Raw genomic sequence first — 20735 nt, 5'->3', positions numbered from 1 at the left:
AGGTTTCTCCAGGGAGATCGGGGGAAATCAGGGAACCGGGACGGCGCGGATCGCCACACCGGCCAGGGCGAGCAGGGCGTCGGCGGATGGCCGCAGTTCTTGTGCGCCGACCGCGGTCGTGGCGAGGCTGCCCGCCGCGCAGGCGAGACGGCCGGCCAGCAGCGGGGAGGTGCCGTTGAGCCAGAGGCTCAGGAAGGCGCCCACGAAGGCGTCGCCGGCGCCGGTCTTGTCGCGCAGAACCACGTCGGGCGCGGGCACGCGCTCCCAGCCGCCGGCGCGCGACCACACGGCCGCGCCCGACGCCCCGAGCGTCAGCGCGACGACGTCCGGCCAGGCGCCGGCCGGCGCCGCAGCGGCGCGCCGGGCGAGGTGCGACACGGCTGCCGTGGGATCGGACGGGCAGCCCGGGATAGCGGCCAGGGTTTCCCGATGCAGGAAAAGCACGTCCGTCGCGGCGAACATGCGATCGGCCTGCGCCGCCACCCAGGCTGCCGGCAGGCCGGTCGCCTGCAGGCTGGTGCGGAACCCGCGGGCGCGGGCCGCCTCCAGGGCGGCGATTTGGACCGGCGCCTGGAAGCCTTCGAGGTGCAGGCACCACGGGGCGCCCTCCGGATCCGTCGCTTCGACGAAGCGGCGGACGTCGACCTCGGCGAGGCGTGACGGCTCATTGACGATGGTGCGCCGTCCGTCCGCTTCGACGAGCACCAAGGCGCGGTCGAGCCGGCCTTGCCGGCGCTCGCGCCCCAGCACGAGGCCGACGCGGCGGGCGGACAGCTCGGCCGCAGCCCAGTCGCTGTCCCCGTCGGTCCCGATCGCGGTGATGATGGAGGCCGACACCGGCCAGGGCTGGCCGATGCCGGCCGCGATGGCGGCGACGTTGGCAGCCGGCCCGCCGATCGCCTTGACGATGGCCCTGGCTTGGCGGCGCTCCTCCCGTTCGGGCAGCCGGTCGAGGCAGGCGATGAAATCCACGCTGACGTAGCCGACCGTGGTGAGGCGCGGCACGGCCGGGTCGGCGCGAGGCTCGCGCGCGATGGGGCGCTTCCGGGCATTGAGCGAACGGGCGCTGTCGGCCGGCACGTAGCCGAGCACGTCGATCGCGGCCTCGACCCTGGCGCGTGTCGCCGGCCGCACCGGCACGCGCCCGCCGACGACGTGGGACACCGTGGCTTTCGACACGCCGGCTTCGCGCGCCACATCAGCGATCGTTGGGGTGCCGCCCATCCTTGACTGCCTCCGCCGCCACCGCGCCACGCGCCCGACCGGCCCCGATCGGCATTGACACGGGCCGGCGCGGGTCGGAGTATCGCGTCCATTGAACCGGTTCAAGGACGTCCAGGCACGGATGGGACGCTTTCTTCTCGGCCGCCTCTTCGGCCTTCTGCCGATCCTGTTCGGCACGTCGCTGGTGTCCTTCCTCCTGATCCGGATGGTGCCGGGCGACCCGGCCGTAGCCCTGCTCGGCCTCGACGCCGACGATGCCGCCCTGTCGGCCCTGCGGCGCAACCTGTCGCTCGACCAGCCCCTCCCGATGCAATACGCGGCCTGGCTCGGGCACGTCCTCACGGGCGACTTCGGCCGCTCGATCCAGGGCGGGCGCGCCGTGCTGCCGCTGCTCGGGGGCGCCCTGGCGCCGACCGCGCTTCTCGCCGCAGCAGCGCTCCTCGTGTCTCTCGTCATCGCGGTGCCGGCCGGCGTCGTGGCGGCCACGCGCCGCAACACGGCGGCCGACGTCGCCGCTTCGCTCGCCGCGCTGTGCGGCCTGTCGATGCCGAGTTTCTGGCTCGGCCTCCTGCTGATCCTGGCCTTCTCGGTCGTCCTGCCGGTGCTGCCCGCTTCGGGCTACGCGTCGCCGCTCGCAGATCCGGGAGGTTGCCTTCTCCACCTCGTCCTGCCGGCCCTGACGCTCGGGGCGGCGCTAGCCGCCGCCACCATGCGCATGACGCGCGCCGCCATGCTGGAAGTGCTGCGGGCCGACTACGTCCGCACGGCCCGGGCCAAGGGCCTGCCGCTGCGCAGCGTGGTTTGGCGCCACGCGTTCCGCAACGCCCGTATCCCGATCGTCACGCTGCTCGGCATCCAGGTGGGCCAGCTGCTCGGTGGCGTCGTCGTGACCGAGACGGTGTTCTCATGGCCGGGCATCGGCAAACTGACCGTCGACGCCATCTTCGCGCGCGACTATCCGGTGATCCAAGGAGCCGTGCTGCTCACCGCGACGCTGTTCGTGCTGGTCAACCTCGCGACCGACGTCGTCTACGCGGTGCTCGACCCACGGATCCGTTTCGCGTGAGCGCCGTCGGGGTCGATGCCGCATCGCCGCGCCGGCCCGGGCTGCCCGGCGGCCTCCTGCGCGACCCCCGCGCCGCGGCGGGCCTGGCGATCGTGGCGGCTGTGGCGCTCGCGGCCATCGCTGCGCCGCTGCTCGCCCCCGCGGACCCCGACGCGCCCGACTTCCTCGCCCTCATGGCGCCGCCCTCCGCGGCGCATCTTTTCGGCACCGACGACCTCGGCCGGGACGTGCTGTCGCGCGTCGTCTTCGGCGCGCGGGCCTCGGTCCAGGTGGGGCTCTTCAGCGTCGCCGGCGCGCTCGCTGTCGGCACGCTGGCGGGCCTCGTCGCCGGCTACGCCGGGCGCTGGACGGAAGCCCTGATCATGCGGACCATGGACGTGCTCTTCGCCTTCCCGAGCATCCTGCTCGCCCTGGTGATCTCGGCCGTGCTCGGCCCGAGCCTGCCAGATGCGGTGCTGGCGATCGCGGTGGTCAACGTTCCGGTCTTCGCCCGCATCGCCCGCGCCCAGACGCTTCTGGTGCGCGAACTCGACTTCGTCGTCGCCCAGCGCGGCTTCGGCTACGGCCCGGGCACCATCCTGCTGCGCACCGTGCTGCCCAACGTCATGGCGCCCCTGGTCGTCCAGGCGTCGCTGCTCTTCGCCTCGGCGATCATCACCGAGTCCTACCTGTCGTTCCTGGGCTTGGGCGTGCAGCCGCCGACCCCGACCTGGGGCAGCATGCTGCGCGAGGCCATCGGCTTCCTCGACCAGGCGCCCTGGCTCGCGTGGTTCCCCGGCGCCGCCATCTTCGCCGCTGTGCTGGGCTTCAATCTCCTGGGCGACGGCCTGCGCGACCGCCTCGATCCCCGTGACGCGGCGTGACGCCGTCGAGAAAGGCCCGACCATGTTTCGACCCATCGCGCACCGCGGGCCGGCCGCGGCCCTCGCCGTCGCGGCCGCCCTCGCGGTAGCCGCGCCCTCGCCCCTCGTCGCCGCGCCGGCGACGAGCGGGAGCCTGTCGGTCGGCGTGGCTTCAGATCCCGTGACGCTGGATCCGGTCGGCATGGCCTCGTTCTTCGAGCTCGCCGTCCAGTACAATCTCCACGAGCCTCTGCTCCACCTCACGCCGGACCTCAAGGTCGAGCCGGGGCTCGCGAGCTTCGAAGCGCCGGACCCGCTGACCTACCGTTTCACGCTGAAGCCGGACCTGACCTTCCAGGACGGAACGCCGATCGACGCCGCCGCCGCCAAGGCGAACTTCGACCGCATGCTGGACCCGGCGACGGGCTCCCCCCGCCGCAGCGAGCTCGGCCCCGTCGCCTCCGTCGAGGTCACCGGCCCGCTCACCTTTACGATCCGGCTGAAGGCCCCTTACGCGCCGCTGCCCTCCGTGCTGGCCAACCGCGCCGGCATGCTGGTGTCGCCGGCGGCCGTGAAGGCGCTCGGTCCCGACTTCGCGACCCGCGCGGTGGGTGCCGGCCCCTACCGGCTCGTGAGCTGGACCAAGAACGCGGAACTCGTGCTGGAGCGCTTCCCCGGCTACTGGCGCGGGCCCGCCCCGATCGAACGGTTGGTGTTCCGGCCCATGGCGGACGAGACCGTGCGGATGACCAACCTGCGCGCCGGCACCGTGGGGCTCGTCGATGCCGTGCCGCCGCAGGCCGTCGCGCAGCTCCGCCGCGACCCCGCGCTGGCCGTCAAGGAGAGAGACGGCCTCGGCTTCAACGCCTTCTCTTTCAACATCGCCAAGCCGCCCTTCGACGACCTGCGGGTGCGGCGAGCCTTCGCGATGGCCGTCGACCCCGCCACGGTCCAGAAAGCCGTGTATTTCGGCACGGGCGTGCCGGCCTACGGGCCCATCCCGCCCTCGATCGCCTGGGCTCACGACGGGGATTTCAAGCCGCCGAAGCCCGACCCCCGAGGCGCCAAGGCCCTGCTCGCGGAGGCCGGCCACTCGTCGCCTCTGGCGGTGACCATCACGGTGACGAACTCGCCCGCCCAGGTCCGCACGGCCGAAATCCTGCAAGCCATGGCCGATGCCGCCGGCTTCGCGGTCCGGGTGAAGCAGGTCGACGCCACCAGCCTCATCTCTGTGCTGCGCGGGCACGACTTCGATCTGTGCATGTCGCCCTGGTCGGGCCGGCCCGACCCCGACGGCGACACGTACAATTACCTGACGAAGAATGGACCCAACAACTTCGCCGGCTACAACAGCGACCGCACGACCGAGCTGCTCGAAGGGGCGCGGGCCGAGGCCGTCCCCGAGCGGCGCGCTGCGCTTTACCATCAGGCCGAGGCACAGGTGAGGGCGGACGATCCGATGCTGTTCCTGACCTTCCCGTCCACGATCCAGGCGTCGTCGGCGTCGCTGGATTGGCAGCAGTATCCGGATGGCGCGCTGGAACTGCAGTTCGCGCATCTCCGCTGACAGGCGCGTCCGAGGGCGTGCAAAGGATTGGAACGATGGAACCACGGGAACAGCCGGTCGCACTGGGCATCATCGGCGCGGGCGTCATGGGACGCAGGATGCTCGACGCCATACAGGCCCTGACCGTGCCGGGGCAGGGCGCGCCGGTCCGTGTCGCGGCGCTGTGGGATCCTGATCCGGCGGCGCTGGAGCGCGCCGGGGCGGCCCATCCGAGGGTGCCGCGGGCAGCGGACGCGGCGTTCGTGGTGTCGTCGAGCGAGTGCGTCTACGTCGCCTCGCCGCCCGCCTCGCACATCGGCCACGCCCGCATGGCGCTCGCGGCCGGGCGCAGCGTGTTCTGCGAAAAGCCGCTCGCGGTGGACCTCGCCGAGGCCCGCGCCTTCGCGGTCGAAGCCGGAACCGCCGGCGCGGTGAATTTCCCCTTCGCGTCCTCGCCCGGCGTGGCGACCCTGCAGCGCTCCATCGCCGAGGGCGCGGTCGGGACGCCGCGCCGGCTCGCGATCGAGGTCGGGTTCGCCGCCTGGCCGCGCCCCTGGCAGGTCGACGCGGCCGCGTGGCTCGACGCCCGCGCCGAGGGCGGCTTCACGCGCGAGGTGGTGTCGCACTTCCTGTTCCTGGCCCGGCGCCTGCTCGGCCCCTTCGATGAACTGCGCGGCGCGGCGCGCTTTCCGGAGGCCGGCCGGTCCGAGCGGGCCGTCGACGCGCGCTTCCGGGCGGGCGGGGTCCCGGTGACGCTGACCGGCCGGGTGGGCGAAACCGCGAAGGACGACCACAATACCTGGACGCTGGAAGGCGACGCCGGCGCCGTGCGCCTGCGGGACTGGTCGGTTCCGGAGCGCCGCCGCGCCGACGGTACCTTCGAGCCCGCGCCCAACGCGATGCCGAACGAGCGGGCGCGCATCGTCGCGCTGCAGCGGCAGCTCGACGGGGTCGCCCGCATGGCGCGCGGCGAGCCGCACCACCTCGCCACCTTCCCGGAGGCGCTCGACGTGCAGGAGGTCGTGGAAGCCATTCTGGCGTGCTGATGATGCGAGGCCCGCGATGCGGCCTTCGGGAGCCGCGGGGCGGCATGATCTGCCGCCCCGCGTGGCCCCGCGTGGCCCCGCACTGGCCAGAGGCCGAGCCAGCCGTGCTGCCGACGCTGCTCGTGCAGGAGGGCGGCTATCTCGGCCCGTCGTTGGGAAACTATCTCCGCACCTTCCTGCGCGCCTTCGAGGGCAGCGCGGCGGGGGCGGCGTAGGGGACTGCCTCACGCAAAGCCGTCGAGGTTCGCGCGGGCGAGCGGGCGGCGCCCTTCCTCGACATCGTGGATGCGCTCCAGCACCGCGGAGGTGAGCGGCGTCGGCACGCCGCGCCGGCGCCCGGCCTCGACCACGGGGCCGAGCTGGGCGTCCACCTCCGTGCGGCGCTTTCTCACCGCGAGGTCGCGCCAGATGCCGGAATGCGTCTTCAGCGAGCGGCGGTTGTGCGCCACCATGTCGTCGAAGGAGCGCGCCGTGCGCTCGTCCGGTGCATCCGGCAGGAAGGCGTCGGGGTCGAAGCCGTCGAAGCCTTCGAGCCGCACGCCCTCGGCGCGCGACACCGTGCCGACCTCGCGGGCGAGCGCGGTCAGGACGGCCCGGTGCTCGGGCGCCGCGAGCACGTCGGCGATGGAATCGTCGGTCAGGGCGGTGGCGAACAGCAGCGCGCCGTAGATCAACTTGGCCCACAGGTAGCCGAAGATGTTGGGCGTCAGCACCGCGCGCTCGTCGAAGTGCCGGAACAGGGCGTGGACCTCGCGGATGCGCGCCGTCTCGGCCCCGTCGAGCTCGCCCACCACCACGGCGGCGCGGCCGCCGTAGAGCACGGTGCCGGGGCCGAGGTAGTCGGCGCCGAAGTTGACGAAGCACCCGACCGTGCGCGCCCGGCCGACCCTCGCCGCGATGACCTCCTCGTTGAGCCCGTTCTGCGCCGACACGACGAATCCGTCCGCGGCGACGTGGGGCGCCAGGGCCTCGATCGCCCCGGCGGTGTGGTGCGCCTTGACGGCGAGCACGCAGCGCCGGAAAGTCCCTCGAAGCTCCTCCGGTGCGAAGGCCCGCACCCGCACGCGGCCCGGCGCGATCGGGCCGGTGATCTCGAGGCCGTCCTCGCGCATCGCCACGACGTGGTCGAGGGCGGCGTCGACGAAGACGACCTCCTCGCCGGCCCGGACGAAGGCGGCGCCGAGCGCGCCGCCGATCGCACCCGCACCCCAGATCAGGACGGGGTTGTGCGCGGCCCCGCTCACGACCATGTTCGGGTCGCCCGTTCCGCTCACGACCAGGGCCCTTCGAGCGCCGCGCGCGTCTCGTCGACGCCCACCGCCCACAGCGCCAGCATGTCGGCGTCGGGCCTTTCGTAGAGCCCGCCGAAGTTGCCGTCACCGAGCAGTTCGCGCACGCCGGCAGGGTCGCGCACCCGCATGCGATCGAAGTCCACCATGACCTTGTGTTCCCTCGGCTGCCTGACGCCCGGGAGCCGCGTCCATGGGAAGTTCTCCATCCAGGAGGCATGGCTGGCGACCGAGCTCGGGATCCCCCAAGTCCGCGAAGCGGGTCAACACCGGCTTCAGCGTCGCGCCGTTGTGGGAAAGGTTTCGGTCATATCACGGTTCCTGGGACGACGGGCTCGGAGCCGATCTCGGCACGAAGGCGATGGCGCGCAGCGGGGAGCCGGAGCCATCGACGATGGGCAGGGGCAGCGCCGCCAGCGAGCAGATCGGCGGCAGGGTCCCGAGGCGGGCGAAGTTCTCGCCGATCAGGATATCGGCGCCGAGGAGGGCGAGGTGGGCCGGGAAGTTCAGGCTGCCGAAAGCGTCGATCGACAGGCAGTCCGACCCGACGATCCGGGCGCGGCGCGCCACCAGGAATTCGGCGGCGGCACCCGACAGGCCCGGCCAGCCGGTCAGGAATGCCGCCGGATCAGCATCCCAGTGCCGGTCCCAGCCGAAATGGAAGAATACGGCGTCACCGGCCGCGATGCGTCCGTTCCGAGCTTCCCAATCGAGGATCGGGTCGAGCCCGACGGCGGTGGCCGGTGCGGCATCTACGGCGGAAATCGTGACCATGCGGCCGAAGCAGCGCCCGAGCGGCGCGTCCGCGATCGATCGGCCGCCCCGCACGAAATGGGAGGGGGCGTCGAAATGCGTACCCGTGTGCTCGCCCAGCGACAGCGCGTGGTAGCAGCTCGCATCGCCCCGCTCGAGCGATGCCAGGGCTGTCTGGCAAAACTCCGGATGGCCGGGCCAGACCGGCAGGCCCCCGACGAGCGGGTGGGTGAGATCGACGAGGTCCGAACGCTCGACGGCGTCGAGGAGGAGGTCGACCGGCTCGGGCCGGTCTTTCGGAAGTGCCACGGCAGGGCTCATGCGGCGCGCGGGCGCGGCACTATGGCGACGATCAGAATGATCAGAGTGCCGGTCAGCAGGAAGCGCACGCCCGCCTGGAGGTGGAAGGTGTTCAGCATCGTGCCCATCAGGTTGAAGAACAGAGCTGCGCCCCAGATCCCCACCGCATTGGCCTGCCCCCCCGCCACGCTCGTGCCGCCCAGGACCACAACGGCGATCGACTCCAACAGGTAGGCGTCGCCCATGTTGAGCGCAGCACCACCCGTGAAGCCGGACAGCAGAAAGCCTGTCAGGGCCGCGGCGGCGCCACAGAGCATGTAGGCGAGGAGGCGAACCCGCCCCACCCGGACGCCTGCGAGGTCCGCGGCGCGCTCGCTTTGCCCGGTGGCCAGCAGCCGACGGCCGAAGAGCGTCCGCCGCAATGCCAGCGCGGCGACGAGCGTGAGCGCCATCACGGCGAGCGGCATGACCCGCAGGCCGCCGACCTGCAGCGCCGTGAAGCCCGCCAGAGCCGCTGGCGGTTTCAGGGTGGCCTCACCCCCGAAGTTGAAGGCGAGCGACTGGAAGACGAAGCTCCAGGCCAGCGTGGCGATGATGGGCGGCAGGCGCAGCGCCGTGATGGCGAGGTAGTTGAGGGCGCCCGCCCCGGCCCCCAGGGCGAGCGCGGCGGCGAGACCCGGCAGGATCAGCCCGTCGCTGCCGTGCATGACCGTCATGGACGCATAGGCCGCGAGCGTCAGCACGGAAGGCACGGACAGGTCGATGTTGCCGGGCCCCGAAGCGACCACTAGCATCTGGCCGGTGCCCACGACGACGCTGAAGGCCCCGAAGGCGAGGGCCGACGCCACCGTCGCACCCGCGCTACCGAGGCCCGCGTAGGCCGTGGTGGCGATCCACATCGCCAAGGCGACGATGAAGCCGTAGGTCCAGGGCGCCAGGGATGGTCGGACCGACGGCAGGCGGAAGAAACGCTGGCTCAAGGGGTCTTCTCCGCGACGAGGATACGCCCGGCCAGCACCAGGAAGAGGATAACGCCCTGCGCCCCGATCTGCCAGGTGGGCGGCACCTGGAGGAAGCTCAGCAGTGAGCCCGCCAGCGAGAGGGTGAGGGCGCCCACCACGGTGCCGACGGGCGACACCGCTCCGCCCGTGAAGGAGCCGCCGCCCAGGATCACGGCGCCGACGCCGAGCAGCGTGTAGGATGGGGCGATGTTGGCGTCGCCCGATGTCGTGAGGCCGGTCAGGGCCAGGCCGCTCAGCACCGCCAACGAGCCCGCTGCCGCGTAGACGGCCGCCCGGATGCCGAGGAGCGACCAGCCGGCCCGCTCCACTGCGCGGGGGTTCGCACCGGCGCCGCGCAGCACGGCCCCGTAGGACGAGTGGGTGACGACGAGGTGGCCCGCCAACGCTGCCAGCAGCGCGATCCAGATCGGCAGCGGCAGGAGCGGCGGTCGCCAGTTCATGAAGGCGTTGAGCCAGGCTGGCGCGGCTCCGCCCGGCGAGGGCAGCAGGATCACCGCCAGCCCGAGCCAGATGAACGACATGCCGAGCGTGACGATGATGGAGGGAAGTCGCTGCACGTGGATGAGCAGCCCGAACGCCGCGTAAGCGGCGACGGCGAGGACGTAGAGCAACAACGCCTCAACCGGGGCGTCGGCGAGGAACAGCGCCGTCACGCAGGTGACCAGGCCCACGAAGCTGCCGTTCGACAGATCGATGTCGCCCAGCGTGATGACCAGCATCTGCGACAGGGCCGCGAAGACGAGCGGCGTCGCGAGCTTGAACAGCAGCGTGAAGCCGAAGTAGCTCATGGCCGTCGGGCGGATGTGCATGATCACGGCCAGCATCGCGGCGAGGGCCACGGCCGGCAGGCCGACGCCCAAGGCGTCGCGCAGCCAGGGCCGGCGCGCCAACCCGAGCCGCCGCGCCGCCAGCACGGCGTCCGTCGTCGTCGCGTCAGTCATGGCCGCCTCCGAACGAGGCTTCGAGGACCCGGGACGGCCCGATCTCGGCGCCCGACAGCATCGTGGCGGCGCGGCCTTCGCGGAACACGTAAAGGCGCTCGCAATTGTTCAGTTCCTCAAGTTCGGTGGTGTACCAAATGAAGCATCGGCCCTTGGCGGCCTCACTCCGGATCAAGCGGTACACGTCCTGCTTGGTGTTGACGTCGACGCCCCGCATCGGGTCGTCGAGGAAGATGACTTCAGCGTCGGAGGCCAGCGCCCGGGCGAAGAGCACCTTCTGCTGGTTCCCGCCGCTGAGGCTGAGGATGGGCGTGTCGACGGAAGGCGCCTTCACCTTGAGGCGCTCCGCCCAGGTCCGGGCCAACTCGGCCTCGGCCTTCGGCGACAGGAAGCCACCGCGGCGCAGGGAGTCGAGGCTGCGGATCGTGAGGTTGTCGGCGATCGACCAGAGCGCGAAGACACCCTCCGTGCCGCGGTCTCCCGCCACATAGGCCACCGGCCGGGGCCCGCGCCGCCCCCCGGCATAGAGGGCCCGCAAGCGCTCCCGCTGCCCGTGGCCGTCGAGCCCCGCGAAGCCGACGATGTCGCCGGCCATGGCCCGGATCGGAAGGTCTCCAGGACCCCGCCCCGGATCGTCGACGACGAGGGCCGCCCCGGACGGGGCCGCCGTCGGTTCTCGGCTGCGGTCGTGCTGCGCCTCGATGGTCCCCATCAGGCCGACGAGGGCCGCCCGGGTCAGGCCATGGATCGGCCGCTCGGCCGTCACCTGGCCGTCCACCATCACGACGGCCCTGTCGCAGACCGCCATGATCTCGTCGAGACGGTGAGTGATCAGAATGCAGGCGACGCCCTCCGACGCAGCCTTGCGGATGTAGGCCAGAAGCTGCTCGGCGGCCTCGTGGCCGAGGGCCGAGGTCGGTTCGTCGAGGATGACGCAGCGCACCGGCTCGTCTGTGACGCTGAAGGCCCTCGCGATCTCGGCCATCTGCCGTGCCCCGATCGGCAGATCGGCCACACGGGCTCCGACCGGGATGCCGTGGCCCGGGAAGATGGCGTCGAGCGTCCGGCGGATCGCATCCCCGGCCCGGCGTCGCCAGCCGAAGCCCCGCAGCGCGCGGTGCATCACGCGGGTGTTCTCCGCGAGCGTGAGGTTGCCGCAGAGCGACAGCTCCTGAAACACGCAGCGCAGGCCCCGCCCCTGCGCGCGGTGGGGGCTCCAGGCATCGATGGCGGTCTCCCCCACCGAGAAGTCGCCGCTCGTGCGCTGCACCGTGCCGGCCAGCACATTCATCAGCGTCGACTTGCCGGCGCCGTTATGGCCGACGAGGCCCACCACCTCGCCGGGCGCGATTGCGAAATCGACACCCCGCAGTGCCTGGACGGCGCCGTAATGCTTGCGCGCGTCACGCACCGCGAGAAAGGGCCGCCTGGAAATCGCCGTCCGGGTGGACTCCGCGGTCGAGGGAGGGGCAGTCGCGATCATTTCGGGGCCGGAACGCCGGGCAGCGGCTTGTGATCGACGTTGGCGTCGATGATGTCGGCCACCAACGGCTGGTCGTAGGTTGCGTTGACGACGCCGCCCTCGGGCACCTTGGCAAGCCAGGCGTCGAGGTCTCCCTGGTCGATGCGCAACAGCGGCACCTCGACGAATTTCGGGACCTGCTTGCCGGCCAGGATCTGCTGCGCCACCCAGAAGGCGACCTGCGACACGCTCGGGGTCGCGCCGAGCGACATCGTCTCGTAGCCGTTGGATTGATGCTGCTTCTTCCACAGCGCCAGTTCGTCCTGACGGTTGCCCATGACGATGATGGGGAGAGGCCGCCCAGCGCCCTCGAACGCCATGGCGGCGCCGTAGCCGTCGCCGCCTTGCGTCAGCACGCCGTCGATCTTGGGCAGCGACGGCAGCACCCCCGACACCTCCTTCTGGGCCACCGTGGAGGTCCAGGCCCCGTAGACCTCATTGACGATCTTGAACGTCGGGTGGTCCTTCATGGCCTTCTCGACGCCGGCGTGGAGACGCTTGTCAAAACCGTCGCCCGCGGCGCCCCGGATCTCGAGCAGGTTCTCGGGGCCCTGGCCGAGACGGCCCGCGAGGTAGTCGAGTTCGGCCTTGCCGTAGCTGTCGAGGTCGTAGTCGACGCGGTAGGCGCAGGGCTCGGTCACGCCGCTGGCGAAGGCCACGACAACGATGCCGGCGTCGCAGGCGTCCTTGACGACGCCGTTGAGCGCCGTGTCCGACCCTGCCAGCACCACGATGGCGCTGTATCCCTGGAGGATGAGGTTCTGGATCTGGGACGCCTGCTCGGTGACCGAATTGTTGGCACTGACGACCGCCGTCGACTTGATCAGATGGTCCTTGGCGGCCTGGGCTCCGGTTTCCTCGAAGCTTCTAATCATGACCTGACGGAAGGAGTTGCCCGCGTAGGAGTTGCTGAAGGCGATCGTCTTGCCGCTTGTGTCGCCCTTCGCGATCCCGTCGGCCGCTTGGGCGCCGACGGACGTCAGTACGGTGCCGGCGAGCAGGAGTGCGCCGAAGGTCGTGGATCTCATCGTGATGTATCCGTTCTTCATGGTGTCGTTCCTCCGTGATGCGTTTTCTTCGCCCGCCGCATTCTTTGCGGTCGGGGTCTTTCAGAGCGGCACTCCGCGCGTGCGCGACAGCGTCCTCATCACGCCGCGGAGTTCCGCCAAGCCCTTCAGGCGCCCCGTCGCCGAGTAGCCCGGGTGGTGTCCCGTCTGGCCGACGTCGCCGAGCAGTTCGTGGCCGTGGTCGGGCCGCATCGGGATGCGCCACCGCGGCTCCCCGGCGTCGCGCCGCTTCGCCTGCTCGTCGAGCAGCACCTCGACGAGTGCGATCATGTCGGTATCGCCATCGAGGTGATCGGCCTCCATGAAGGAGCCGTCCGGCTCGTTCGACACGTTGCGCAGATGCGCGAAGTGGATCCGCGACGCGAAATGGCGCGCGATGGCCACGACGTCGTTGCGCGGGCTGGCACCCAGCGAACCACTGCACAGGGTGATGCCATTGGCCACCGAGTCCACAGCCTCGACGATGAAGGCGAGGTCCTCGGCCGTGGACACGATGCGCGGCAGCCCCAGCAGCGGGCGCGGCGGATCGTCGGGATGGATCGCCATCCGCAATCCCGCCTCCTCGGCCGCCGGGATCACAGCGCGCAGAAACCGAACCAGGTTCTCGCGCAGGCGCTCTGTCGAGACGTCGCGGTAGAGCGCCAGCATGCCGCGCAGCCCCGCGATGTCGTAGCGGTCGAATGCGCCTGGCAGGCCTGCCATCACGGTGGCCAGGAGCGCGTCTCGATCGGCGGCCGTGCTCCGGTCGAACCACGCGCGGGCGCGCACCATCACGTCCGGCGGATGGTCGGCCTCGGCCCCTGATCGCTCCAGCATGAAGGCGTCGAAGGCCGCGAACTCGTGGGCGTTGAAGCGCAGGGCACGGCCACCGCCCGGCAGCGGATGGACGAGCTCGGTGCGGGCCCAGTCGAGCACGGGCATGAAGTTGTAGCAGACTGTCGTCACCCCGCAGGCGGCGAGGTTGCGCAGCGAAACCCGATAGGCCTCGAACAGCGGTTCGAGGTCGCCTTCACCGATCTTGATGGCTTCGTGCACCGGCAGGCTCTCGGCGACGCTCCAATGGAGACCGAGCGCAGGATTGCGGGCGATCTCGGCTTTCCGCGCTTCGATGGCCTCGACGCTCCAGACGACGCCGTACGGGATGTCGTGCAGCGCCGTGACGATCCCCGTCGCGCCGGCCTGCCGGGCATGCTCCAGGGTCACGCCGTCCTGCGGGCCAAACCAGCGCCACGTCTGTTCCATGGTGTGTGTCCGTCTCGCGCCAAGTTCAGAAAAGGTGGGGGTATCGGCCCGGTAGGTCGTCGACGATCTTCAGCACCTCCGCCATGTGGTCGCGCACGGCGACCTCGCCGGCGGCGGGGTCGCGGTCGAGCACCGCGCGCAGGATGGAGCGGTGCTGGGCGATGATGACGTCGATCGGGGTCGCGGCCGGCAGGCTGAGAAAGCGGATGCGATCGAACTGGGCCTTCTCGCGCTCGATGACGGCCCAGACTTCGCCCAGGCCGATGGCTTCGGCAAAACCGGCGTGGAAGCCGTCGTCGAGCGCGATGAAGCTTTCGGCGTCGACGCCTTCTCCGCCCTGAGCGGAGAGCGAAGCTTCGGCTCGGATCCGGGCCTCGGCCGGCAGGCCCTTCTCGGCGGCGCGGCGCACCACGGCGATTTCCAGCGCCTCGCGGACGAAGCGAGCCCGCTCGATGGCCGGGAGCGACAGCCGCCCGACGAAACTGCCGCGCTGGGGCAGCACTTCGATCAGTCCGTCCTCGCCGAGCCTGATCAACGCCTCACGGACGGGACCGCGGCTCGTGCCGAAGCGGAGCGAAAGCTCGTTCTCAGACAGCTTCGCGCCCGGCATGAGGGCCAGCATGACGATGTCCCGCCGCAGGGCCGCGTAGATAGCGCGGGTCGTGGGTGGGTGGGACGGCAAGCCGGGTCGAGCGGCGGTCACTGGGGGCATGTCGGGGTCCGGCCGGGGCGCACAGAAGGGGAGGGCCGTCAGGGTGGTCGGGATCGCGGTCGAAGACCAGACCATCGCGGTGCCGCTCCGATCAGCCGGTGAAGTCGAGGTGAACCTTGACGGTGCGCTCGGGGTGGCGCTCGACGAGGTCGAACGCGTCGCGCGCGTCCCGGGCCGCGAAAGTCTGGGTGATCATCGCGGCGGGCGCGAGCCGTCCCGAGGCCAACCAGTCCATCACCTGCGGCAGGAGCTTCCTGTTCAGGCGTGAGCCGAAGAGCGCGAGCTCTTTCCGGACGATCTCCTGTTGGCTGACGGGACACGGGGCGGCTGAGAAGCCCAGGATGCCGATGCGTCCCGCCGGGCTCGCCACGCGACAGGCTTCCGCCAGCAGCGCCGGTATGCCGGCCCCGTCGATCACGACGCTCGGACCGAGGCCGTCGTTTTCGGTCGCGACGCGCGTGGGCACGTCATCCCGCGACGAGTCGATCGCGACGTCAGCGCCGAAATTCCGAGCCCGCTCGAGGCGTGCAGCGTCGATATCGGCGACGATGCACCTGGCGCCGTGAAGCTTCGCGACCTGCAACACCGTCAGGCCGACCGTGCCCGCGCCATAGATCAGGACGGTGTCTGCCGTGTCGATGCCGGTCCGGGACAGGACATTGGCGGCGATCGACAGGGGCTCGGCGAGGGTCGCGACCTCGGTCGAGACGCCGTCCGGGATCGCGATACAGTTCGCTGCTGGCACGACGAGGCGCGTGCGGAAGCCGCCGTCGCGATGGACGCCGAACACTTCGAGATGGCCGCAGACGTTGGGACGGCCGATCCGGCACGGGTAGCAGTGGCCGCAGGCCACGACAGGGTCGACGACGACACGCTGCCCCTTGATCAGGCCATGGACGCCGGAGCCGATGGCCTCGATCACGCCAGCGAATTCATGGCCGATCACCCTGGGATAGCGGGCGAAGGGATTCGAGCCGTGGAGGATATGGATGTCCGATCCGCAGATGCCGCCCCGCAGCACGCGGACGACGACTTCGTCAGGGCACGGTCCGTCGATGGGTGCCGCCGCGGCGATGCGCAAGCGGTTCGGTTCGTCGACCACGATAGCGACCACCACATCCCCCCATTAGACGACTTGTTGACTAGTTTTCTATCCCATCATTCACGACGGCTCGCAAGCCTTCAAGGCCATCGAAGAACGGGATTTTTGGGAGCTCGCTGGGGAGGGGGCTTTGTGCGCGCTCAGCCGGCGACCCTGGCCCATATCGCAGCCTGACACCCGTCAGGAAGCCGCGGTGAACACCCAACAATTCTCCATCACCTTGACGGAGATGATCCACGGTGAGTGCTCGACCGGGTCGGTCTCGGAGTGTACAAGATGTTTGCTTTGCACGGTGCTGATTGAAACCAAAAATTACCTGATTGGGTATGATACAACCAATATTGCGGTCAGCCTACATCCGCGATGAATCCGTATTCTTCGCTCGTGGTCTGAATTATGCTGCTGCTCGATGGAGAGCCCTCGTCGAGGCAGATCGGTTTGTGGTTATTTGTCGCGGAAGGGAATTCGTTTCGCGATGAATCCTGCGAAACAAGCTGTTTGGCGGCCGCCGGTGCGGACGTCTGCTTCCGCCTGATCCGGATCCCAAGCCGCTCGTCCCGCTTCCCGCCCACTCTCGCCTTCCGCAGCATCTCGCCAACTCCGGTCGGTCCCTCCGGTCGACGTCCCGGGGCGACATTGCCGCCCGCGGGCCGGTTGGCTATGCAGCCCCATGTCGTCGGAGGTGTCCGTTCATGCACAAGGTGATGCTGTCTCTGGCCCTGCTTCTCGCCGCCTCAGGCTCCGCTCAGGCCGCCGACCAGGTCCGGACGGTCCCGACAGGCCAGAATCGACGGATCGACTTCTTCGCGAGCGTGAACCCGGACTGCTCGTCCGACGGCCTGCCCACCGTGCGCCTCGTCGAGGGGCCGACCAACGGGGTGGTGACGACCGACAAGGCACGGGACTTCATGCCCTTCGCGAAGGCCAATATCCGTTCGAAGTGCAACGGCAGGCGGGTGGCCGGATTGAAGCTGTTCTATCAGTCGACGACGGAGTTCCTGGGCGTCGACCGCGTTCGGCTGATCGTGATCTCCGCTTCGGGAGGTGAACGCGAGGCGACCTACCTCATCCAGGTGAAGTGAACCCGGTCGCCCCATCGGATCTCCCGAGGGCTGCGTTTCCCCGCGTCGAAGGTCTCCGGCGCAGCGTGCACGGAGCGGGTGGAGCCTGCGGCTTCCCGGGATGACCGCCGGGCCCCTCGCCGGGGCCGGCCGGAGCGACGAGCGGCCGGCGACCCTGGTCAATAGCGCAGCCTCGAGCCCGTCGGGGGGAGCGACGGACGCCCCCCGACGATTCGTCCTAACCTCGACGGGGGCGATCACATCGCTTGTCACGGCCGTCCGGCGCAGGTCCGCTGTCGATGACGAGAGTTGAGCCTTCGGCGGTAGTGTCTCAGTTTGAAATCCGAGGGGCTTGACCACGCCATCAGCCAGTGTCCATCTCGTGCGATGCCAAGCGGCAAGCATGGGAGAAACCGGTCATGCCCGTCACGAAAACTGAATTCTGGAACGAGAGAAGAACCGGTGGAGGGGTGGGATCCCCGGACTGGACGCGATCCTTTTTCCTCGCTCGCGATGGCAAGGACACCAAGCTTTTCGTGTTGGAAGAATGGTCACAACACGCGCCAGGAGAAGCGCAAGTTCCAGGATCACGCCGGATCGATCTCGGCACCTTCGTGTCTTCTGACAGCCCTCAGCGCGAGAGTCTCTTTGGCCTGATGCAAGAACTGGTTAACTGATGCCCACCGGACCTAAGGGCGAGAAGCGCCCCGCAGACGTCACGAGCAACGCCGTGCACGTCATGCGTATCGCCACGGGCGAAATCGAGGAAGGCGCGCCGGCCGATGACGGGAAGGACCCGGCCGCGAAGGCGCTCGGAGCCAAGGGCGGCGCAGCTCGGGCGCGGAGCATGACGCCCGAGCGGAGAGCAGAGATCGCCAAGGCGGCGGCGGCGAAGCGGTGGGGAACGCGGAGCAAGCATGAAAACCAGAAATAGCTTGCTTACGTTGTGAGATTGGGGTTTCAGTGTCCTCCATGCTTTCTGTGGAGTGCACATCTTGGAACCGTCGAGGCAGAGCAAGGGCGGCGCTGCAAGGGCGCAGAAGTTGACCCCGGAGCAGAGGTCGGAGATCGCTAAAGAAGGTGCGCGGAAGCGGTGGCAGAACAGGGCTGCAGGCCCCGTGCACCACGCTCTTGATGAGGGCGAAGTCGACTTCGTCGGCCGTAAATTTAGGTGTGCCGTGCTCGACGTGGCTGGCGACCCGGTTCGCGTGATTTCAGGAACCGAGTTTATGCGCGTTCTTGGTATTTACCGTAGTGGGGCTCTGTCGACGCGCAGATCCGAAGATGATGACCTTCGAATACCCCTCTATCTCGCGCACAAAAACCTGCGGCCGTTCATTCTGTCGGACGAGCCCTTGGTGCACGCCCTAAAAAACCCTGTCCGCTATCGACAAGAAGGCGGCGGCATCGCAGAGGGCATCCCCGGGCACGTTTTACGCCGAATCCTCGGTGTTTGGGTGCGTGCACACGCCGGCGGGCAGCTTGGGCCTTCGCAAGTAAAAATAGCAGAAGCAGCTAAGAAAATACTTGATGGCTTAGTTGATGTTGCCATTGATGCCTTGATTGATGAGGCAACAGGATACCAATCGCGACGTGCACAGAATGCGTTGCAAGAGTTATTGAAGGTATATGTGTTACCTGAGTTTCGGCCTTATCATACAAAATTTCCGTCTTCCTATTATGAGCAAATCTATCGCGTAATGGGTTGGCCTTACGATGCGTCGTCATCGCAACGTACTGCATACATAGGAAAACTCACCAATCGACTGATCTATGACAGGATGCCTCCTGGCGTGCATGATGCATTGAGGGTGAAAAACCCAACAGATCCTGATACAAAAAGACGGAAAAAGAAGCATTTCAGTCTTCTTACCCCAGATATAGGCGATTCTCACCTCGAAAAGTTAATCGACTCTACCATTACGCTGCTTAGAGCGACCCCTGATGGACAATGGAAGTTCTTTGAAATGCTATTTAAGCAGGCATATCCACCGGATCAGTCCGACCTCTTTCACGCCCAAGAAATCGCACGCCTGAACAAGCCAACCTGAATGTCCTTGACGCTAAGCATGAAAGTTCATATCATGCTCGGCATGAACAAGCTCCCTCTCGCCAAGCGCGCTCAGATCCTCGCCATGCTGTGCGAGGGAGCTTCCATGCGCTCCGTCTCCCGGCTCGCGGACGTGTCCATCAACACGGTGTCGAAGCTGCTGGTGGACGCAGGGAAGGCCTGCGCCACCTTCCACGACGACACGGTGCGGGACGTGAAAGCCAAGCGCGTCCAGTGCGACGAGATCTGGTCCTTCACCTACGCCAAGGCGAAGAACGTCGCCGAGGCGAAGGCCGCGCCGGACGGAGCCGGCGACACCTGGACGTGGACGGCGATCGACGCGGACAGCAAGCTCATCGTGTCGCACTTCGTCGGCGGCCGGGACGGCGAGTGCGCCATGATGTTCATGGACGATGTGGCGAAGCGCCTCGCCACCCGCGTCCAGCTCACCACGGACGGGCACCGTGCCTATCTCGACGCCGTGGAGGGCGCCTTCGGCTGTGACGTGGACTTCGCCCAGCTCGTGAAGATCTATGGCGCCGCGCCGGGCCCTGCGGGCCGCTACAGCCCCGCCGAGTGCACCGGAGCGAAAAAGGTGAAGGTCGAGGGTAAGCCCGACATGGCCCACGTCTCCACGTCCTACGTCGAGCGCCAGAACCTCACGATGCGGATGCACATGCGCCGGTTCACCCGGCTCACGAACGCATTCTCGAAGAAGTTCGAGAACCACGCCCACATGGTTGCGCTCTATGCGGTGTGGTACAACTTCGTTCGGGTCCACAAGTCGCTCCGGGTGTCCCCCGCCATGGCGGCGGGGATCTCGGATCGGCTGTGGAGCATGGAAGATCTCGCATCCCTGGTACAGGCGGATGCAAAGCCGAGCAAGCGCGGACCGTATCAGAAGCGGGAGAAAGCCGAGGCCTAAGGCCGCTCCTCGGCCTACGATAGCGGTAGGCCTGACGCTGAAGCCCTATGTCTGACTCGAATGGTAGGCGGTGTACCCCGACGGATCAGTGTAGCTGCTCGCGCTGTAGGTGTGGCTAGAGCCCGGCACTGTCACACCGTTCTCTTCGGTGAGCGTCATGTCAGAGTACGAGGTGCTTGAACTTCCGTCGAAAAACGATTCCGAGTCGTAGCTTATTGTGTTGAAGTACCTGTAATCACCGCTCGTGTAAGTCGTAACGTCGACAGATTGATAGCTGGACGACGACTGGTGATATTCGTATCCATAGTACGATCCTACGTTAGGGCTCGTATGGGAGACATAGGTCTCTATTTCAGATGCAGTTCTATATGGCGAGCTATAGTTGTAAGTTGATTGGGTAAAATTACCTTCAGGGCTCAGAGTTGCGGCATAGGTGGACCTTCCACCGTAGTAGTTTTCATATGCTGAATTGATAAATTTCGTTGAACCAGAATATTCTGCGTAGTATCCGCTAGAACCTGGCCCGGAAAGATAGATGTATGGTGCGTTATAGGCGCCGGGGCTGATCGCGTAATACCCTCCGCCGTAGCCATACGAGCCGTACCCGTACCCATAGGAGCTATAGCCGTAATCCGTGTACCCGTACCCGGCCATGCCTCGTCCCCACCCGAGATACACCCCTACAGGGAATAGGCGCCGCTACGAAGTTAGGGTCAACGAGGGTGCGACAACCTGTCAGCCCACTCAGAAAATTCAAACTGAGACACTACCCCTTCGGCCCATCGGTGGCATGTCGCGCGTGTTCACGCGAGAAAGCCGATGTCCGAAGCCGAAACCGCCACCCTGATCGAGATGACGTCAGAGATCGTCGCCGCCTATGTGTCGAAGAACCATGTCCGCGCGGCCGAGTTGCCGGAACTGATCTCGACGATCCATGCCGCGTTGAGCGGCATGGGCGGGGCACCCGAGGCGGCGCCCGAGGCCGCCAAGCTGGTCCCGCCCGTGTCGATCAAGAAGTCGGTGAC

The 20735-nt window shown here is 68.3% G+C and carries 23 protein-coding genes; 11 read left to right on the top strand and 12 right to left on the bottom strand.

Annotation, left to right across the window (positions count from 1 at the left end; all coding sequences use genetic code 11):
* Positions 1-27: 27 nt before the first annotated feature.
* Positions 28-1224, bottom strand: a complete 1197-nt coding sequence (locus D3273_RS23155) for a PfkB family carbohydrate kinase (protein ID WP_129229264.1) — start codon at positions 1222-1224, stop codon at positions 28-30.
* 121 nt (positions 1225-1345) lie between these two features.
* Between D3273_RS23155 and D3273_RS23150 the strand changes: the two genes are divergently transcribed.
* Genes D3273_RS23150 through D3273_RS28430 form a run of 5 tightly spaced genes read left to right on the top strand, consistent with a single transcriptional unit; the run spans position 1346 to position 5939 of the window.
* Complete coding sequence (locus D3273_RS23150; RefSeq protein ID WP_129229263.1) at positions 1346-2290, top strand: ABC transporter permease; 945 nt, start codon at positions 1346-1348, stop codon at positions 2288-2290.
* The gene (locus D3273_RS23145; RefSeq protein WP_207210877.1) at positions 2287-3153 is read left to right on the top strand and encodes an ABC transporter permease; all 867 of its coding nucleotides are present in this window, start codon (positions 2287-2289) and stop codon (positions 3151-3153) included. Before D3273_RS23150 ends, D3273_RS23145 begins: the two co-directional genes overlap by 4 nt.
* A 22-nt stretch (positions 3154-3175) precedes the next feature.
* Entirely contained in the window at positions 3176-4699 is a 1524-nt protein-coding gene (locus tag D3273_RS23140) for an ABC transporter substrate-binding protein (RefSeq protein ID WP_129229262.1), read from the top strand.
* A 35-nt stretch (positions 4700-4734) separates the two neighbouring features.
* Complete coding sequence (locus D3273_RS23135; protein WP_129229261.1) at positions 4735-5724, top strand: Gfo/Idh/MocA family protein; 990 nt, start codon at positions 4735-4737, stop codon at positions 5722-5724.
* Positions 5725-5768: 44 nt separating this feature from the next.
* A complete protein-coding gene (locus D3273_RS28430; protein ID WP_165359632.1) occupies positions 5769-5939 on the top strand; it encodes a hypothetical protein in 171 nt (56 codons plus the stop codon).
* Positions 5940-5948: 9 nt separating this feature from the next.
* Here the strand turns inward: D3273_RS28430 and D3273_RS23130 are convergent, their stop codons facing one another.
* From D3273_RS23130 to D3273_RS23090, 10 genes are all read right to left on the bottom strand, one after another.
* On the bottom strand, positions 5949-6974 hold the full coding sequence (locus D3273_RS23130; protein ID WP_129229260.1) for a ketopantoate reductase family protein: 1026 nt from the start codon (positions 6972-6974) through the stop codon (positions 5949-5951).
* A gap of 20 nt (positions 6975-6994) precedes the next feature.
* Positions 6995-7162, bottom strand: a complete 168-nt coding sequence (locus tag D3273_RS28425) for a hypothetical protein (protein ID WP_165359631.1) — start codon at positions 7160-7162, stop codon at positions 6995-6997.
* A gap of 163 nt (positions 7163-7325) precedes the next feature.
* Positions 7326-8075 (bottom strand): cyclase family protein, encoded by a 750-nt coding sequence (locus tag D3273_RS23125; protein ID WP_165359630.1) that lies wholly within the window; start codon positions 8073-8075, stop codon positions 7326-7328.
* An 8-nt stretch (positions 8076-8083) separates the two neighbouring features.
* Positions 8084-9046, bottom strand: a complete 963-nt coding sequence (locus D3273_RS23120) for an ABC transporter permease (RefSeq protein ID WP_342634283.1) — start codon at positions 9044-9046, stop codon at positions 8084-8086.
* Positions 9043-9912, bottom strand: a complete 870-nt coding sequence (locus tag D3273_RS23115; protein ID WP_245501349.1) for an ABC transporter permease — start codon at positions 9910-9912, stop codon at positions 9043-9045. The genes D3273_RS23120 and D3273_RS23115 overlap by 4 nt, the downstream gene beginning before the upstream one ends.
* Before the next feature lie 109 nt (positions 9913-10021).
* A complete protein-coding gene (locus D3273_RS23110; protein WP_245501348.1) occupies positions 10022-11440 on the bottom strand; it encodes a sugar ABC transporter ATP-binding protein in 1419 nt (472 codons plus the stop codon).
* A 68-nt stretch (positions 11441-11508) separates the two neighbouring features.
* Complete coding sequence (locus D3273_RS23105) at positions 11509-12600, bottom strand: ABC transporter substrate-binding protein (protein WP_165359629.1); 1092 nt, start codon at positions 12598-12600, stop codon at positions 11509-11511.
* A gap of 60 nt (positions 12601-12660) precedes the next feature.
* On the bottom strand, positions 12661-13860 hold the full coding sequence (gene uxuA, locus D3273_RS23100; protein WP_129229256.1) for a mannonate dehydratase: 1200 nt from the start codon (positions 13858-13860) through the stop codon (positions 12661-12663).
* A 25-nt stretch (positions 13861-13885) separates the two neighbouring features.
* Positions 13886-14572 (bottom strand): GntR family transcriptional regulator, encoded by a 687-nt coding sequence (locus D3273_RS23095; RefSeq protein ID WP_165359628.1) that lies wholly within the window; start codon positions 14570-14572, stop codon positions 13886-13888.
* Positions 14573-14663: 91 nt separating this feature from the next.
* Entirely contained in the window at positions 14664-15674 is a 1011-nt protein-coding gene (locus D3273_RS23090; protein ID WP_245501347.1) for a Zn-dependent oxidoreductase, read from the bottom strand.
* A 692-nt stretch (positions 15675-16366) separates the two neighbouring features.
* Here D3273_RS23090 and D3273_RS23085 point away from each other — a divergent pair.
* The 5 genes from D3273_RS23085 (at position 16367) to D3273_RS23065 (ending at position 19710) form a co-directional block, all read left to right on the top strand.
* Positions 16367-16756, top strand: coding sequence for a hypothetical protein (locus D3273_RS23085; protein ID WP_129229253.1), 390 nt, complete (start codon positions 16367-16369; stop codon positions 16754-16756).
* Between the two features lie 398 nt (positions 16757-17154).
* On the top strand, positions 17155-17412 hold the full coding sequence (locus tag D3273_RS23080) for a hypothetical protein (protein WP_129229252.1): 258 nt from the start codon (positions 17155-17157) through the stop codon (positions 17410-17412).
* Positions 17412-17669 (top strand): RNA-binding protein, encoded by a 258-nt coding sequence (locus D3273_RS23075; protein WP_129229251.1) that lies wholly within the window; start codon positions 17412-17414, stop codon positions 17667-17669. Before D3273_RS23080 ends, D3273_RS23075 begins: the two co-directional genes overlap by 1 nt.
* A gap of 184 nt (positions 17670-17853) precedes the next feature.
* Positions 17854-18786 carry a P63C domain-containing protein gene (locus D3273_RS23070; protein WP_129229250.1) on the top strand — a complete coding sequence of 311 codons (933 nt, stop codon included), beginning with the start codon at positions 17854-17856 and terminating at the stop codon, positions 18784-18786.
* 42 nt (positions 18787-18828) lie between these two features.
* Positions 18829-19710: a DDE-type integrase/transposase/recombinase gene (locus tag D3273_RS23065; RefSeq protein WP_129229275.1), complete on the top strand. Its 882-nt coding sequence runs from the start codon at positions 18829-18831 to the stop codon at positions 19708-19710.
* A gap of 45 nt (positions 19711-19755) precedes the next feature.
* Here the strand turns inward: D3273_RS23065 and D3273_RS23060 are convergent, their stop codons facing one another.
* The gene (locus D3273_RS23060) at positions 19756-20364 is read right to left on the bottom strand and encodes a hypothetical protein (protein ID WP_129229249.1); all 609 of its coding nucleotides are present in this window, start codon (positions 20362-20364) and stop codon (positions 19756-19758) included.
* 165 nt (positions 20365-20529) lie between these two features.
* Between D3273_RS23060 and D3273_RS23055 the strand changes: the two genes are divergently transcribed.
* The coding region (locus tag D3273_RS23055; RefSeq protein ID WP_165359627.1) for a MucR family transcriptional regulator at positions 20530-20735 on the top strand (206 nt) is incomplete at its 3' end.

The organism is Lichenibacterium minor (genome assembly GCF_004137685.1).
Lineage (GTDB): Bacteria > Pseudomonadota > Alphaproteobacteria > Rhizobiales > Beijerinckiaceae > Lichenihabitans > Lichenihabitans minor.
This window is presented reverse-complemented; position numbering and strand designations above follow the sequence as displayed.

What these genes read in the sequence shown, in the direction of transcription:
- D3273_RS23155 (WP_129229264.1), bottom strand. Translation starts at nt 1,224, where the DNA reads ATGGGCGGCACCCCAACGATCGCTGATGTGGCGCGCGAAGCCGGCGTG.
- D3273_RS23150 (WP_129229263.1), top strand. Translation starts at nt 1,346, where the DNA reads ATGGGACGCTTTCTTCTCGGCCGCCTCTTCGGCCTTCTGCCGATCCTG.
- D3273_RS23140 (WP_129229262.1), top strand. Translation starts at nt 3,176, where the DNA reads ATGTTTCGACCCATCGCGCACCGCGGGCCGGCCGCGGCCCTCGCCGTC.
- D3273_RS23135 (WP_129229261.1), top strand. Translation starts at nt 4,735, where the DNA reads ATGGAACCACGGGAACAGCCGGTCGCACTGGGCATCATCGGCGCGGGC.
- D3273_RS28430 (WP_165359632.1), top strand. Translation starts at nt 5,769, where the DNA reads ATGATCTGCCGCCCCGCGTGGCCCCGCGTGGCCCCGCACTGGCCAGAG.
- D3273_RS23130 (WP_129229260.1), bottom strand. Translation starts at nt 6,974, where the DNA reads ATGGTCGTGAGCGGGGCCGCGCACAACCCCGTCCTGATCTGGGGTGCG.
- D3273_RS28425 (WP_165359631.1), bottom strand. Translation starts at nt 7,162, where the DNA reads ATGGTGGACTTCGATCGCATGCGGGTGCGCGACCCTGCCGGCGTGCGC.
- D3273_RS23115 (WP_245501349.1), bottom strand. Translation starts at nt 9,912, where the DNA reads ATGCTGGCCGTGATCATGCACATCCGCCCGACGGCCATGAGCTACTTC.
- D3273_RS23105 (WP_165359629.1), bottom strand. Translation starts at nt 12,600, where the DNA reads ATGAAGAACGGATACATCACGATGAGATCCACGACCTTCGGCGCACTC.
- uxuA (WP_129229256.1), bottom strand. Translation starts at nt 13,860, where the DNA reads ATGGAACAGACGTGGCGCTGGTTTGGCCCGCAGGACGGCGTGACCCTG.
- D3273_RS23095 (WP_165359628.1), bottom strand. Translation starts at nt 14,572, where the DNA reads ATGCCCCCAGTGACCGCCGCTCGACCCGGCTTGCCGTCCCACCCACCC.
- D3273_RS23085 (WP_129229253.1), top strand. Translation starts at nt 16,367, where the DNA reads ATGCACAAGGTGATGCTGTCTCTGGCCCTGCTTCTCGCCGCCTCAGGC.
- D3273_RS23080 (WP_129229252.1), top strand. Translation starts at nt 17,155, where the DNA reads ATGCCCGTCACGAAAACTGAATTCTGGAACGAGAGAAGAACCGGTGGA.
- D3273_RS23075 (WP_129229251.1), top strand. Translation starts at nt 17,412, where the DNA reads ATGCCCACCGGACCTAAGGGCGAGAAGCGCCCCGCAGACGTCACGAGC.
- D3273_RS23065 (WP_129229275.1), top strand. Translation starts at nt 18,829, where the DNA reads ATGAACAAGCTCCCTCTCGCCAAGCGCGCTCAGATCCTCGCCATGCTG.
- D3273_RS23060 (WP_129229249.1), bottom strand. Translation starts at nt 20,364, where the DNA reads ATGGCCGGGTACGGGTACACGGATTACGGCTATAGCTCCTATGGGTAC.